The 15,711-nt window shown below is 63.4% G+C and carries 12 protein-coding genes; 9 read left to right on the forward strand and 3 right to left on the reverse strand.

Annotation, left to right across the window (positions count from 1 at the left end; translation table 11 throughout):
- Positions 1 to 337 precede the first annotated feature (337 nt).
- The 9 genes from AC26AR_RS08125 (at position 338) to AC26AR_RS08165 (ending at position 11,573) form a co-directional block, all read left to right on the forward strand.
- Entirely contained in the window at positions 338 to 1,939 is a 1,602-nt protein-coding gene (locus AC26AR_RS08125; protein ID WP_084208655.1) for an MFS transporter, read from the forward strand.
- 299 nt (positions 1,940 to 2,238) lie between these two features.
- Positions 2,239 to 2,658, forward strand: coding sequence for a D-ribose pyranase (gene rbsD, locus AC26AR_RS08130; RefSeq protein WP_136937754.1), 420 nt, complete (start codon positions 2,239 to 2,241; stop codon positions 2,656 to 2,658).
- A gap of 5 nt (positions 2,659 to 2,663) precedes the next feature.
- The gene (locus AC26AR_RS08135; protein ID WP_488107823.1) at positions 2,664 to 4,298 is read left to right on the forward strand and encodes a sugar ABC transporter ATP-binding protein; all 1,635 of its coding nucleotides are present in this window, start codon (positions 2,664 to 2,666) and stop codon (positions 4,296 to 4,298) included.
- Positions 4,298 to 5,275 carry a ribose ABC transporter permease gene (gene rbsC, locus AC26AR_RS08140; RefSeq protein WP_084208619.1) on the forward strand — a complete coding sequence of 326 codons (978 nt, stop codon included), beginning with the start codon at positions 4,298 to 4,300 and terminating at the stop codon, positions 5,273 to 5,275. The genes AC26AR_RS08135 and rbsC overlap by 1 nt, the downstream gene beginning before the upstream one ends.
- Before the next feature lie 154 nt (positions 5,276 to 5,429).
- Positions 5,430 to 6,323: a ribose ABC transporter substrate-binding protein RbsB gene (gene rbsB, locus AC26AR_RS08145; RefSeq protein WP_488107824.1), complete on the forward strand. Its 894-nt coding sequence runs from the start codon at positions 5,430 to 5,432 to the stop codon at positions 6,321 to 6,323.
- Between the two features lie 164 nt (positions 6,324 to 6,487).
- Entirely contained in the window at positions 6,488 to 7,513 is a 1,026-nt protein-coding gene (locus tag AC26AR_RS08150; RefSeq protein ID WP_488107825.1) for a LacI family DNA-binding transcriptional regulator, read from the forward strand.
- Between the two features lie 196 nt (positions 7,514 to 7,709).
- Complete coding sequence (locus tag AC26AR_RS08155) at positions 7,710 to 8,858, forward strand: MFS transporter (RefSeq protein ID WP_488107826.1); 1,149 nt, start codon at positions 7,710 to 7,712, stop codon at positions 8,856 to 8,858.
- Between the two features lie 226 nt (positions 8,859 to 9,084).
- Positions 9,085 to 10,290, forward strand: coding sequence for a dicarboxylate/amino acid:cation symporter (locus AC26AR_RS08160; protein WP_084208616.1), 1,206 nt, complete (start codon positions 9,085 to 9,087; stop codon positions 10,288 to 10,290).
- A gap of 248 nt (positions 10,291 to 10,538) precedes the next feature.
- Positions 10,539 to 11,573, forward strand: coding sequence for a substrate-binding domain-containing protein (locus AC26AR_RS08165; RefSeq protein WP_488107827.1), 1,035 nt, complete (start codon positions 10,539 to 10,541; stop codon positions 11,571 to 11,573).
- 133 nt (positions 11,574 to 11,706) lie between these two features.
- Here the strand turns inward: AC26AR_RS08165 and AC26AR_RS08170 are convergent, their stop codons facing one another.
- From AC26AR_RS08170 to AC26AR_RS08180, 3 genes are all read right to left on the reverse strand, one after another.
- Entirely contained in the window at positions 11,707 to 12,246 is a 540-nt protein-coding gene (locus tag AC26AR_RS08170) for a hypothetical protein (RefSeq protein WP_077376142.1), read from the reverse strand.
- Between the two features lie 301 nt (positions 12,247 to 12,547).
- Positions 12,548 to 14,089 carry a c-type cytochrome gene (locus AC26AR_RS08175; RefSeq protein WP_488107828.1) on the reverse strand — a complete coding sequence of 514 codons (1,542 nt, stop codon included), beginning with the start codon at positions 14,087 to 14,089 and terminating at the stop codon, positions 12,548 to 12,550.
- Positions 14,090 to 14,091: 2 nt separating this feature from the next.
- Positions 14,092 to 15,705, reverse strand: a complete 1,614-nt coding sequence (locus tag AC26AR_RS08180; protein ID WP_077376139.1) for a GMC family oxidoreductase — start codon at positions 15,703 to 15,705, stop codon at positions 14,092 to 14,094.
- Positions 15,706 to 15,711: the final 6 nt, after the last annotated feature.

A 15,711-nucleotide genomic window follows, 5' to 3' on the forward strand; every position in this document is an offset into this window, starting at 1 on the left:
GGCCCCGCCAACAGGGAGTTTCAGGATATTTCACTTTGCTTGATGCCGTGCCTTTTACAACGCCAGCGTGCCCCCAGCCCCTCCGAGGTCAGGATTTCACGGGTGACTGTATATCCATCCAGCCCATTACATCATTGCGACAAATTTCCAGATCTGTCGCCTTTCATCCACGCAATGGCGCGCCACGGGTCGCAGACTGCGGATTCGGTCGGTAGACTGAGCGCCGTTCCCGCAAGGACCAACCACGACTGACCATCACCACGCACGCAAGTGTCGTACCTGACATCTCGTCGGCACCGCTCAAACGGTACCGACCTTGACCGATGAGGCCCCTTCCATGCCGCACCCCCAGCAGGAAGCCATACCCACTCCCACCTTCGAGACCGAGCCGCTCGACACGCCGCCCAAGCGACTGCAGCCGACCAGCAGTCTGGGCGCGGCGGTCGTTCTGTGGTCGCTGCTGCTGGGAATGGGGATGCTGATGCTGGCCAACGGACTGCAGGGCAGTCTGTTGGGGATTCGTGCCTCCTCGGAAGGCTTCAGCAACACCATGACGGGCATCATCATGTCGGCCTACTTCGCCGGCTTCCTGCTGGGCTCGACGCTTGCACCGCGCAAGCTGCGTCGGGTCGGCCATGTGCGCACCTTCGCGGCGCTGGCCTCCATCACCTCGGTGTGCATCCTGATCCACGCGCTCTATGTGGTGCCCGAGGTGTGGATCGCGATGCGCTTCATCACCGGCTTCGCCTTCGCCGGCCTCTACGTGGTGGCGGAGAGCTGGCTCAACAGCCAGGCGACCAACCAGATGCGCGGCCGCCTGCTGGCCATCTACATGGTGATCACCTATCTGGGCATGGGCGGTGGCCAGTTGCTGCTCAACGTCGCCAACCCGAATACCTATCTGCTATTCATCCTGGTCTCGGTGATCATGTCCTTGGCGCTGGTGCCGATGCTGCTGTCCGCCTCACCGCAGCCCGAAGGCGCACAGCCGGAGGCCATGGGGATCGTTCGTCTGCTGCGTCTGGCACCGCTGGGCACTCTGGGCGGCTTCGCCACCGGCATCGCCAACGGCACCGTCTTCGGCATGGGCGCGGTGTATGCCGACCGCGCCGGCCTGCCGGTGCAGGAAGTCTCCTGGTTCATGGGCGCCTTCATCCTGGGGGCCGCCCTGCTGCAATGGCCGCTGGGCAAGCTCTCCGACAAGCTCTCGGCCAAGAAGGTGATTCTGGGCTGTAGTGTCGGGGCGATCGCGCTGTCCATCGGCGGCGTGCCGTTCAGTGGCGGCAGCATGCTGACCATGGCGCTGCTGGGGGCGGGCCTCGGCGGGTTGATCCTGACCCAGTACTCGCTGTTCCTGGCGGCAGCCAACAACCTGCTGACCACACCACAGATCATCTCCGCCAGCGGCACGCTGGTACTGATGCATGGCGCAGGCGCGATTCTGGGTCCGCTCACCGCGGGTCTGCTGATGGAGCGCTTCGGGGCCGTCGGCTTCCTCTATACCCTGACCGCCATTCACGTGCTGATCGTGATTCTCGCCGCCAGTGTCACCAGCAAGCCGCGTCAGGTGCTGGATGCCGAGGATGGCGATCACCCCGGCCACTATGTGGTGGCGCCCTCCACCACCAGTCCGCTGAGCGCCGCCTGGGTCGAGGAAGCCATCACCGAGCCCGAGACCGGTCAGCTGGAATTCGACTTCGATGCCGAACCTGAGCCGGAGCCTAGCGAAGAAGAACTCGCCGCCCAGCAACAGGAAGCGGCCTCTGAAACGGAAGGAGGCGTCGTGCAGCAGGTCGACAACGAGGAAGGCGTGATGAATGACCGCGTCACCGGCATGGAAGACGACTGGCATCTGGATGGCCATATCGACGAGCAGGCCCAGCACCTCAGTGAAGAGGAGCGCCGCGTCAGGTCGGAGCCGGAGCGCGAGAGCTACTGATCACGTCTGATGGCATGCCGAAATTGACAATAAGACAAGAGACAAACAAGAACACCGCCCTGAGAGGCGGTGTTTTTTTGGGTAGGGGCAAAACTTTCTCAATGGTCTGCTCCAAGACCGGCTGTCCACGTATCCCGTGACTTTTCACCCCCTCACTACAAAAAAGTAGTCGCTCTACAGGGGCTACGACGTTTCGCCTACCGCGCCGCAAACGTTTGCGCGTCATACTGTCGCCCATGGTGAACCCGTCAGGTAAATGACTGGATCGACTCGCCCCTGCCTCATTCAAGGACTGAGACGTGAAACGACAAGGCCTACTCAACGCGCCGCTCAGCGGGCACATCGCCCGCCTCGGCCATACCCAGACCCTGGTGATCGCCGATGCCGGCCTGCCGATTCCCGCCGATATCCCCTGTGTGGATCTGGCGGTCATTCCCGGGCTGCCGGCCATGCTGCCGGTGCTCGACGCCCTGCTTGCAGAGCTGTGCATCGAAGCCGTGACCCATGCCAGCGAGCTGGCGCTCAAGAGCCCGGAGCTTCACGACGCGCTCTCGACCCGACTGGCCTCACTGGAGCAGCGTGACGCCAAGCCGCTTGAGCGCCATGTGATCGAGCACGAGGCCTTCAAGGCCGAACTCCCCAAGGCCAGCGTGATCGTGCGCACCGGTGAGTGCACGCCCTACGCCAATCTGATCCTGCATTGCGGAGTTCCCTTTTGATGGGCATGCAGACGCAAGATGTCACGCATCCGACCCCGCAAGTGCCCAAGGTCAATGAGGACGCTGCCCCTCGCGTGCTGATGGCATTGCGCGGCATCGACAAGGGCTTTTCCGGGGTCAGCGTGCTCAAGGGCGTCGACCTGACGCTGCGCGCCGGCCGCGTGCATGCGCTGGCTGGCGAGAACGGCGCAGGCAAGTCAACGCTGATGAAGATTCTCTCCGGCGTGTATCGCTATGACGCGGGCACCCTGTGGCTTCGCGATGAGGAAGTCATCTTCACCACCCCACGCCAGGCCATGGACAGTCGCATCGCCATCATTCACCAGGAACTCAATCTGGTGCCGGGCCTGTCCGCCGGCGAGAACATCTTCCTCGGGCGTGAACCACGCACTGCGCTTGGCACCGTCGACTGGAAGCGCCTGCATGCCGATGCCCGCCAACTGCTGGATCGCCTGCGCCAGACACTGGATTCACGCACCGCCGTCAGTGAACTGAGCATCGGTCAGCAGCAGATGGTGGAGATCGCACGTGCCCTGTCGCTTGACGCCGAGATCATCATCATGGATGAGCCCACCGATGCCCTGACGGACATCGAGACGGACATCCTGGCCGAGGTGGTCGCGGAGCTGCGCGGTGAGGGACGCTCACTGGTGCTGATCACCCATCGTCTCAACGAGATCTTCAGCATGTGCGATGAAGTCGCCGTGCTGCGTGATGGTCAGATGATCCACCAGGGGCCGACGGCGGAACTGGATGAGGATGGCTTGATTCGCCTGATGGTCGGCCGTGAACTGGCCGAGCGCTATCCCTATACGCCCGCCAGCCCTAATGGCGAGGTGATGCTGGAGGTGAAGGAGCTTCACGCGCCGGGCGTCAATGGCATCAGCTTCTCGGCGCGCCGCGGTGAGGTGCTCGGCTTCGGCGGCCTGATGGGCGCAGGACGCACCGAGCTTGCGCGCGCGCTGTGCGGTGATACCCGCATCGCGGCGGGAAGCGTGACCTTCAACGGACAGTCCGGGCAGTTCCCCTCGCCGGCCGCGGCACTGGCGGCAGGCCTAGTCTATGTACCGGAAGATCGCAAGCAGTCAGGACTTATTCTGGCGCACTCGGTGGCCAGCAACATGTCTCTCAGTGCCCTGCCGAACTTCTGCGGTGCGCTGGGGCGCATTCGTCACGGCGAGGAAGCCGCCGCGGTCGAGCAATTCGTCAAGAGCATGCAGATCAAGATCAGCGATACCGCCCAGGCGGTCGATACGCTGTCCGGTGGCAATCAGCAGAAGGTGTCGCTGGCCAAGGCACTGATGCCGGCACCGGAGCTGGTGATTCTCGATGAGCCGACCCGCGGTGTCGATGTCGGTGCCAAGCGCGAGATCTACCTGCTGATCAACGAGCTCAAGCGTCAGGGCAAGTGCATCCTGCTGATCTCCTCCGAGATGCCCGAGCTGCTGGGTCTGGCAGATCGCATTCTCGTGGTGGCCGATGGCCGGATTTCCGGTGAATTCAGCCGCGAGAACGCCACCCAGGAAGCGATCATGACAGCCGCCTCCGGTCTCGAGAGCCCGCTGAGTGCCAGCACTGGCGCCACCCGAGCGACCCCTCCACACACGTCTTCTGATTTCCCCCACGAGATGCCGAACTGATGTCCACTCCCACTTCCTCCGCCGCCGGCGACCGTCGACTCGACATCATGCGCCTGCTGGTCGACAACAAGGCACTGATCGCGCTGGCACTGTTGATCGCCGTCAGCGCCGGCCTGTCCGACAACTTCCTGTCTGCCGACAACCTGCTCAACGTGCTGCGCCAGACCAGCATCAACGCCATCATCGCCATGGGCGTGACCTTCGTCATTCTCACCGCCGGTATCGACCTGTCAGTGGGTGCGGTACTGGCACTGACCGGCGCCTTCGCCGCCTCGATGACCGCCGCCGGCCTGTCACCGTGGCTGAGCGTGCCCGGCACCATCATCGCCGGTGCCGCACTGGGCGCAGTCTCGGGTCTGTTCGTCGCCTTCGGACGCATCCAAGCCTTCATCGTCACCCTGGTGGCGATGACGGTGCTGCGCGGCGCGACGCTGGTCTATACCGATGGTCGCCCGGTCTCCATCGGCGTCAGTGAAGCCGCTGACAGCTTCTGGAACCTGGGCGGCGGCTACTGGATGGGCGTCCCGATTCCTATCTACATGATGTTCTTCGTCTATGTGCTGTGCTGGGGCGTGCTGCATCACACCCGCTTCGGCCGTCACGTCTATGCGGTCGGCGGTGGCGAGAAGGTGGCACGCCTGTCCGGCATCAACGTCAATCGCATCAAGATCAGCGTCTACGCCATCGCGGGTGCCTTCGCGGCACTGGCGGGTGCCATCCTGGCCGCCCGTCTGGGTTCGGCACAGCCGAATGCCGGCACCGGATACGAACTCGACGCCATCGCCGCCGTCGTCATCGGGGGCACCAGCCTGATGGGTGGTCGAGGCCGCATCTTCGGCACCTTGATCGGCGCACTGGTGATCGGGGTCTTGAACAACGCGCTGAACATCATGGGGGTCTCAAGCTACTTCCAGATGATCGCCAAGGGCGCCGTCATCCTGCTTGCAGTACTGATCGACAGCCGCGCCCAGAAATAGTCTCGAACGCGCGCGAAAGACGCTTGCGATTTCATTCCCGGCAGCATCGAAGACCCTCGATCCCGTGCGCCAACCACGGGGTCATGCATCGCCAGGGTCGCCGACAACGAAGACGCCAGACGATGGCGTCGACAACAATGAAAGGAACCACGCCATGAAAAAACTGCTCGTTTCCTCGCTGACCACCGCCATCACCGCCGCCGGTCTGAGCATGATGCCGGTGCAATCCGCCATGGCGGACAACATCGCGCTGGTCGTGTCCACACTCAACAACCCGTTCTTCGTCAGCCTGCAGCAGGGTGCCAAGGACAAGGCGGCGGAGCTCGGCCATGAGCTGATCGTGCTGGATTCCAGCAATGACGCCGCACGTGAGCTGTCCAACGTGGAAGACGCCCTGTCACGTGGCGTGGACCTGCTGCTGGTCAACCCGACCGACTCCGACGCCGTCGTCTCCAGCGTGCGTACCGCCAATGCGCGCAACGTGCCGGTGGTGACGCTGGATCGTAGCGCCAACGGCGGCCGGATCGCCGCCCACGTGGCCTCCGACAACGTCGCGGGTGGCGAACTGGCCGGCAGCTTCATCGCCGAGAAACTCGGCGGAGAAGGCAAGGTCGTCCAGCTTGAGGGCGTGGCCGGTGCCTCCGCGACACGTGACCGTGGGGAAGGCTTCCTCAAGGCCATCGAGGGTCACTCGGACATCAGCCTGATCGCCAGCCAGCCGGCCAACTTCAATCGCACCCAGGGCCTCAACGTGATGGAGAATCTGCTCCAGGCGCATCCTGAGGTGAATGCCGTCTTCGCGCAGAACGATGAAATGGCGCTTGGCGCACAGCGCGCGCTGCAGGCGGCCGGCAAGGACATCCTGCTGGTCGGTTTCGACGGCACCGATGAAGGCATCAAGGCGGTTCAGGCCGGCAAGATGGACGCGACCATCGCGCAGCAACCGTCACTGATCGGCAGTCTCGGCGTGGAAGTCGCCGACAAGCTGCTCAAGGGCGAGGATGTCGACAAGACCACCGACGTGCCGCTCAAGCTGATCACCGAGTAAGCGCGAGCCCGCGAGACGTGACATCAAGACGCCGGCCTCGTGCCGGCGTCTTCGTCACCGCTCACCGCCGGCGCCACCGACACGCCACAACACTCACATCGACAGACGTGACGACAGGCGTCAGAACAGACGCATCATTCCACCAGGGACAGGGGACAGGCAGCGTGATTCGACTCAAGGATGTGGCGGCACGGGCAGGCGTTTCCGTCACCACCGTCTCACATGTGGTGAATGCCACTCGGCCCGTCGCCAGGGACACCGAAGCGCGGGTGCGCGAGGCCATCGCGGCACTCGGCTATCGGCCGGACAGCGTGGCACGCGCGCTGAAATCCAATCGCAGCCGCACGCTGGGGATGATCGTCACCAGCGCGCACAACCCGTTCTTCGCCGAGGTGATCCGTGGAGTCGAGGACCGCTGCTATCAGGCAGGCTACAGCCTGATCCTGTGCAACAGCGATGATATCGATGCCAAGCAGCTCAGCTATCTCGAGACACTGCGCGATCGCCGCATCGATGGGCTGGTGGTGATGACCGCCGAGAACGGCGCGGGCTTTCTGCAGGCTCTTAGCGCCCTGCCACTGCCGACGGTGATGATGGACGCCGACCCTCAACCGGGCTGGGACATGACGGTGGTCAACGACGACTCGCGCCTGGGGGGCAGGCTTGCCATCGAGCATCTGATATCCCGTGGACTCGAGCGCATCGCGCTGCTGACCGGCCCACGCGATCACGCCCGCTCGCGGGAGCGCCTTTGCGGAGCACTCGGGGCGCTCAAGGCCGCCGGCCTGGGCGTACCGGAGGACTGGCAGGTCGCCACCGACCTGATGCTGGAAGATGGCCATCGCGCCGCTCACCTGCTGCTGGCGGACCCCGGGGATCGACCGGACGCCATCTTCGCCTTCAATGACCTGCTGGCGCTGGGCTGTCTGCGCGCCGCGCAGGATCTTGGCCTCGAGGTCCCACGCGAGCTGTCGATCATCGGCTACGACGACATCGAGATCAGCGCCTACCTCAACCCGGCACTCACCACCATCCGCCAGCCGATCTACGATCTCGGCACCACGGCAGTGGAACAGCTCATCGCCCGCCTGGAGGGTTCCCCCTTCCCGGGCCAGACCCAGCTTGCCCCCACGCTGGTCGTGCGCGAGAGCGTCTCGAGGGTAGACCGGGCCTCATCAGGCTCGCGCTGATAACAGCTCGGCATCAAAGATATCCATTATCAACATTTCTCTTATAGGTGATGGCGACATACCGTAGGCCACCTTGATCGACGCCAGATCAGCGCATCAGCACAATGCGCAAGAGGAGCCTTTCGGTGAGCCATCAAGATGAGACGACCACGGAGACCCCGAGTCCTCCCCCATCAGTCGCGGCCTGCTGTTGCTGATGACGATTGCCGTGGCCGCCACGGCAGCCAACCTGTATTACAACCAGCCACTGCTGGCCGACATGGCGGCCTCACTCGGCGTCAGTCAGGGCACCATCGGCATGATTCCCTCGGCCACGCAGTTCGGTTATGCCGTGGCGATCCTGCTGATCTCGCCGCTGGGCGACACCATGGACAGACGCCTGTTGATCCGCAATCTGTCCATCACCCTGGCCGTGGCCTCGCTGGGCGTCTTTCTTGCCCCGAGTCTCTGGCCATTGCTGGTGGCGAGTTTCGTGGTCGGTCTGGGTGCCAACATCACCCAGCAGCTGATCCCGCTTGCCGCGTCACTCTCCACACCGCAGAGGCGCGGCAAGGTGATCGGCACGTTGATGACGGGGCTGACCATCGGCATCCTGCTCTCGCGCCCCCTGAGCGGCAGCATCGCCGAGTACTGGGGCTGGCGCAGCGTCTTTCTGGTCGCCGCCATCCTCGCCATCATCATCGGCGTGTCACTGTATTGTCAGCTGCCGAGTCGCGCCCCTGCGGTGCAGATGGCCTATCACAGGCTCATCGCCTCGATGTTCACGCTGCTGAAACGCCATGCGCCGCTGCGCGAATCCGCGCTCACCGGCGCACTGTGGTTCGCGGCCTTCAACGCCATGTGGGCGACACTGGCACTTCATGTCACCGACACGCCCTTTGATTACAGCGTTCAGCAAGCCGGACTGTTCGGCATCATCGGACTGGCGGGGATCATCGGAGCCAAGGCGTCGGGACGTCTGGTCAATCGCGTCGGCGCAGGCCCCTTGATCAGCCTCGCGCTCACGATGGTGGTGGCCGCCTTCGCGGTACTCGGCCTCTGGGGAGACAGCCTGACGGGGCTGATCATCGGCATCATCCTGCTGGATCTCGGGGTCTTCGCCGCCCAGATTCCCAATCAGGTACGCGTCTTCTCCATCGACCCCGAGGCGCAGAGCCGCATGAATGCCGTCTACATGCTGTGCTATTACACCGGTGCCGGCCTGGGCTCGGCCGTCGGGGTCAAGATGATGAGCCTCTTCGGCTGGCAGGGCATGGCAGTGTTCGGGCTGACGCTCGGGGCGCTGACGCTCGGGCATCACCTGCTCAGACAGCGCCGGCCAGCGGCACCCTCCCACAAGGCCTAAACGTCCCTCTCAAGGGGTCCGTGGGCCCCGACGACAGCGAATGCCGCCATCACTCACGGACTGCGGCAAATGACGCCATGATTCAGGTAGTCGATTCAGGTACACTCTGCGCGCCATTTCGGTGCGTGGCCTGACTGCGACGACCTGCAGTCCGCCGACCAGCGAGATGGTACGCGATTCACGGCCTGTACTCAGGGCAAGAACCCGTCAAACTCTCGAGATCCACATGAAGCTCATCGTCAAACTTGTCCTCGGCATCATCGCCGGTCTTCTGATCGGTCTGATGGCCCCGGATATCGTGGTCCGCGCGGCGCTGACCGCCAAGGTCATCATCGGCCAGCTGATCAACTTCACCATCCCGCTGATCATCCTGTTCTACGTGATGAGTGGCATCGCCTCTCTGCCGAAGAATTCAGGCGCCATGCTCGGACGCACCGTCGGCATGGCCTATGGCTCCACCATTCTCGCTGGCATCTTCGCCTTCCTGGTCGCCAGCAATCTGCTGCCGGGCATGCTGTCCGGCATGGCGCCCGTGGCCGAAGGCCGCGACGCACTGGCCCCCTTCCTCGATCTCGAGATTCCGGCCGCGTTGCCGGTGATGACGGCGCTGGTACTGGCCTTCGTCTTCGGTGTCGTCATCAGTCGTCGGGAGCTTCCGACCCTGAAAAGCGCAGTATTTGAATCACGTGAAGTGGTCGACGTGTTCCTCAACAGCGTCATCATCCCGCTGCTGCCGCTGTTCATCGCCGGTACCTTTGCCGAGATGGCCTATGAGGGCAAGGCGCTGTCGACTCTGGATACCTTCTGGAAGGTGCTGGTGCTGGCCATCGTGATGCACTGGATCTGGTTGAGCACGGCCTATCTGATCACCGGGCTCGTCCAGCGTCGCTCGCCGCTGGGACTCCTGCGCAACATGCTGCCCGCCTATCTGACGGCGCTGGGCACCATGTCCTCCGCCGCGACCATCCCGGTCAGCCTGCGTCAGACCAAGGCCAACGGGGTCAGCGATGAAGTGGCGGATTTCAGCGTGCCGCTGTGTGCCACCATCCACCTGTCAGGCTCCACCATCACCATCGTGACCTGCGCTACCGCCGTGATGATGATGAGCCATGACCTAGCCATCGCCAGTCTCGGCGAAGTCGTCCCCTTCCTGATCATGCTGGGCCTGACCATGATCGCCGCGCCCGGTGCGCCGGGCGGCGCCGTGATGGCCGCACTGGGCGTGCTGGGCAGCATGCTCGGCTTCGGCGAGGCGGAACTTGGCCTGATGATCGCGCTGTATCTGGCACAGGACAGCTTCGGCACCGCCACCAATGTCACCGGCGACGGCGTGATCGCGCTGTGGGTCGACCACTTCGCCCGCCGCGATGGCGTGGTCGCGGACAGCGATGCCCGAGCGCTTGATGAGCAGGCCGCGCGTTCACGCTCCTGAAGCAGGCCACCCGAGCGTCACGGACTGATCTCCAGGGCGCTCGGGACAACCGCTGCACATGAAAATGCCCCGCCACTTCTCGAGTGGCGGGGCATTTTCGTGTGCAAGGATTCCACATGCTCAAGGTGAGGCATGACGCCGCGCCGCGCCTGACACCATGACCGCGAACAGCTACCATGAGCGCCCACGCGTGAGCGCTGTCATGGCGGTGAGTTACCGCCTCTCTGTTACCGTTGCCGGAGTGCCAGATGTCCCTGCTTGACTCTTTCCCCCTCACCCCGCGTGCCCAACGCCTGCCCCTGCGACGTACACTGGCGGCCTGGTGCCTCGCCGGTGGCAGCTTGATGCTGGCACAGGAGGCCAGCGCCCTGGAGATCGGCATGCCTGCCGACGCCGGTGTCAGCGCCAGCCCTGCCGTCGTGCTGGAAGCCGAAGGCACCCTCGAGGACTCATTGCGCGAGCCGCTGACCCTGACGCAATTCGCCAGTGCGGATGAGGTGATGAAGGGGCTGCGTGATGGCACGCTGGACGCCGCCTATCTTACGCCTTGGAATCTCAAGGCACTGGCCGAGAGCGGCGTGCCGCTGCGGGTACTGGATGGCGCGGACCTGGATGATGTCAGCCTGGTCGCACGCGATGAGCTGATCCGCTATACTAAGCTGTTCGAGCCGCAGGAAATGCTGATCCGCTTCCTGAATGACACCACGCGTGCAGTGCGGGTGGTGATCAGCGATAGTGATGCGCGCTCGCATCTGGCGCTCAAGCAGTGGATCGAGGTCAAGGTCGGTTCCAGCATGCAGCTGGTGAGCCCGCGCTCGCTGGAAGCGCTGGAAGGTGATGAGTACGCCGGCGATGCGCCCAAGGCGCTGATCAACAGTCGCAAGATGCATGCCGCCTTCCTGGGTGGCGATGACGCCTCCCGTCTGGTGGCCCTGCACCCGCTCTCCAAGGACTGGCTGCCGCGCGCCAACATGCTGGATCTTCCGCGCATGCTGCTGGTCAGCCGCGCCGACATCGCCGATGACGCTCTCGATGCCGAGCTTCAACAGCTGGGCCAGGCCCACGCCGCGGCACAACGCACCCTGCATCAGGAAGACCCGACGAAGGCTGCCTTCATGCTCAAGCAGGAGTGGCCGGCCCAGGCCGGTGAAGCGCCAAGCCTGCCCCAGGTGGTACATGCGCTGAATGGCAATGCGCTTGCCGTCAGTGACATGCGTCAGGCGCTCAATGACTGGCTGGGCGAGCAGCAGGCCAAGGTCACCTGGCCCGAACTCCAGCCGTGAGTGACAGTCGTGAGCCGTCTTGATCCCAGGCCGTCTTGTCCCTCAGGCCGCCTCGGGCCGTCAAGCGCCAGGCGCGTCAGCCAGAGACAAAAAAACCCGCCAATTGGCGGGTTTTTTCATTCATCAGCGACGATCAGGCGTCCAGCGCTTCCGCGATCTGGGACTGAGCCTTGGGACCGATACCCTTGACCTCAGCGATCACGCCGTCAGCGTGGGCCTTGCGGACCTTGGCGACGTCATCGTAGCCGGCTTCGGTCAGCGCGCGGATAGCCGCAGCGTTCAGGCCCAGGTCTTCCAGGGAAGCCGCGTCTGCGGTGTCCTCGGACTCCGCCTGCTCTTCAGCGGCTGCCATCGGCATCATGCGGGACTGGGCGATGGCCTGTTCACGGGCCAGACGCGCCTTGTACTGCACCAGCTTCTGGTTGAACTCGTGTTCGACCTGCTTGCGGTGCTTGTCAGAGGCTGCTGCCTTCTCGCTCAGACGCTCGTTGCGAGCACGCAGGTCCTCGACTTCCTTCTTTGCCTTGTCACGGGCATTGCGGAGCTTGTCGGCTTCCTTGCTGGCTTCACGCAGCTGACGCTCCAGCTCCTTGATGCGGGCGTTCTGGTCCTGCTTGGTGTCCTGCTCCTGAAACAGGGATGCAAGCTGATCGTCAAGAGTAGCGTCGGTCATACTGCTATGTTGCCTCGAATAATTGATAAAGAGCTAAAGTCTGGGCGCACATTCTACCGCAGTTCTTCAGTTTGTGCTGCATTTGAGCGCAACCGAGCGGGATGAATGTGATGTCGGTGTCCTGCCTAGAGCAATTTTACCCCATCCTCACCATAGCGCCAGCACTGGTTGTCTCTGGCGCCGGGTGAGCCTGTCGGCCAGTCGTCGTGGCGGTCTTCACGCATGCCTCGACGACTGACCAGGCAATTCCTGCCCCCTTCTCACGTTCACATTCACGCAAGAGGGGGCGATCAAGGGCGCCTCAGTGCTTGCGCCATTCTTCCAGCTTGTCCGCCAACTGCTGACGACGCGCATCAGGCGCCGCGAGAGAGGCACTCTGGTGACCTTCCCCGAAGCGATTCTCCAGGTAGTCCATCAGGTTGATCAGCTCGCCGTCGGTCAGGTTGTCATCAAAGGCCGGCATGAAGACGCTGTGACCATTGTTCTCGCGCTGCACGCCATTGAGAATCGCCTGCGCCAGGTTGTCCGGATAGACACTGCCGGTCACGCTGTTGTGGAACAGAGACGGGTAGTAACCATCCTGGGTGCCGGCGCCATCCGCCCCGTGACACATGGCACAGTGGCCCAGATACAGGCGCACACCCGGGGTGGTATCCGTCAGCTGGCCGATCAGCGCTTCGTCATCCGGGCGCTTGTCGAGTGGCTGACCGCGCAGCAACAGGACATCGTCAGCCGGTGCCCCCTGATTGAACCGCGTGGCGACGTGAGGCTCGCTGGCCTGCTCGGCTTCCGCCTGGCGATCGCCATCATTGATCGCCTCGCCCTGCTCACCCTTGCCATTCACGGCCGGGATGGACTTCAGATAGACGGCAATGGCACGCAGATCATCTTCGCTCATGTGACGCATGGAGTGCGTGACAACATCCGCCATCGGGCCGCCGGCCTGCGCCTTGCCCTTGAGATTGCCGGTGGCGAGGTAGGTCTGGATATCCTGCTCACTCCAGCTGCCCAGACCATCCTGCATGTCCGGCGTCAGGTTGAAGGCGCGCCAGCCTTCTATCATCGCACCACCGAGATAGCCGTTCTCATCGCCTGTCAGCGCCTTCTCCTGGAAGGCGATGCCACGCTCGGTGTGACAGCTGCCACAGTGTCCCGGCCCCTGGACGAGATAGGCGCCACGGTTCCAGTCGGCGCTCTTCTCGGGGTCATCCTGCCAGGGCTCCAGCGGCGAGAAGATCTCTTCCCACAGCGCCATCGGCCAACGCATGTTGAGCGGGAACGGAATCTCGCTCTCACGGTTCGGCGTGGCGCTCGGCGTCACATCATGCATGTTCCAGGCATAGAGAGACTTGATGTCGTCATCGGTCAGACGTGCATAGGACGGAAACGGCATCGCCGGATAGAGATTGTGGCCATCGGCCGCCTCACCTTCGCGCAGTACACGGGTGTACTCCTCGAGGGTGTAGTTGCCGATGCCGTGTTCGGTGTCCGGGGTGATGTTGGTGGCGAAGATCTTGCCGACCGGCGTCTCGAAACCGAGGCCGCCGGCGTACTCATCACCATCTTGCGTGCTATGACAGGCAGCGCAATCACTGGCGCGTGCCATGTACAGGCCCTTCTCGATCAACGCCGGATCATTGGTGGCGGCCTTGTCGGCCTCCACCTGCCTGGCGTGCTCATCTTCACCACTGCCACAGGCGCTGAGCAACAGCGCACTGGAACCGGCAATGGCAGCAAGACGAATTGCACGGGCCAGACGCGCGGGACGGGCCGTGAGGCGGGCACCTCGGGCATTCTCATCAATGGCATCACGAATGCCAGCAGTACGGGCGTGCGGGACCATGCTTATATTTCCTGTTCGAGCAGATCGGCAATACGAAGAGACAAGGCGGCAATCGTCAGAGTGCAGTTGACCGAGCCGACAGTCGGCATGCTGCCGGAGCTGGCGACGAACAGATTGTCGTGGCCATGCACTCGGCAATCGCGGTCCACCACGGATTGCGTCGGGTCATCTCCCATCAGGGTCGTACCGCAGATATGCTGGTTGTTGGAGAACTCATCACGGAACGCGATGTCCGTGCCTCCCATCAGCTTGGCGATGCGTGCATATTGCTCCCGCGTATGCACGGCGCTGCGCTTGACGTAATCATCGATAGCATAACGGAATTCCGGGCGCGGCAGACCAAGTGCGTCACGTTTTTTTGACGGCGTGATGCGATTGGCAGGCTCGGGCAGCAGCTCATGGAAGCTGTCGAACTGCACATAACGGCTGGCACGATTGTCGATCTGCGCCTGCAGGTCCGCGCCCAGCCTCAGGGGAGTCTCCGCCAGCACCTCGGTGGTCATCTGCTGAGTCCGGGCGATGTTGGAAAGGTGCAGCTTCTTGGAAGCGAATTCACGGCGGAAATCCCCGTCACGCCAAGTGATGATGGACGTCATCTCCTGGGGGCCACGGCCGGCCCACAGTGCCTCATCGGCCAGAAAGCTCACACCGGTACCCGGGTGATCCATCAGATGCCGGCCGACCATGTCGTTCTGGTTGCCCACACCGTCGGGGGTATGCGCATTCACCGACATCTGCATCAGCTTGGGCGTCTCGATGCCATTGGCCGCCAGCACCACCTTGGGTGCGCTCAGTCGATGCTGCTTGCCTTGCGGGTCGAGATAGCGCACCTCGCGGATCTTGCCGCTGGCATCGCTTTCCAGATGATGGACGATGGCATTGTCGATCAGTCTGGCACCGGCGCGCTCCGCCTTCTCGACGTGAATGATGCCGGAGTACATCGCCCCGATCGGGCAGATTGGCATGCAGTTGTTGTTGCCGCAGCAGGTCGGGCGGTCATCGTAGGGGCGGCTGTTGCGCGCCACCGGCTCGGTAACCATGTCAAAACCGTGGGGATTGATGCGCTCGCTGACCCGCCGTTCGTTCCACGACAGCGGCAGAGGCGCCATCGGATACTCGGCGCTGCGCGGGCTGCCGAGATCGACATCATTCGGCCCCCAGACACCCAGCGCCACCTCGGCCCTAAAGTAGTAGTCTTCCAGGTCCTCATAGGCGATCGGCCAGTCGAGACCTACTCCATATTCGCTCTTGAGACGGAAATCGCTGGGCAGGAAGCGCCAGGCCGAGGCCGCCCAATGCCAGGTGGTACCGCCGACGGCGCGGATATACTGCGCGTCATAGGGCTGCTCACCCTTCTGGACGAGATAGTCGGCATTGTCGCCGTGCAGCATGGGATGCGGTGCCGCCTTGCTGGCGGGATACGGCCCCATGAAGTCCATCTTATCGGCCTGATTGCGAAAGCGCTCCACGATCTGCCAGCGCTCCAGGCGCGGGCCGGCTTCCAGCATGATGACCGCCTTGCCGGCTTCGGCCAGACGATGCGCGATCAGGGCACCGGCAACGCCGGAGCCCACCACGATCACGTCAGCGTCATACGTACGAGCTTCCTCAGCCATGCGGGG

The organism is Cobetia sp. PS-4MA (assembly GCF_057670765.1).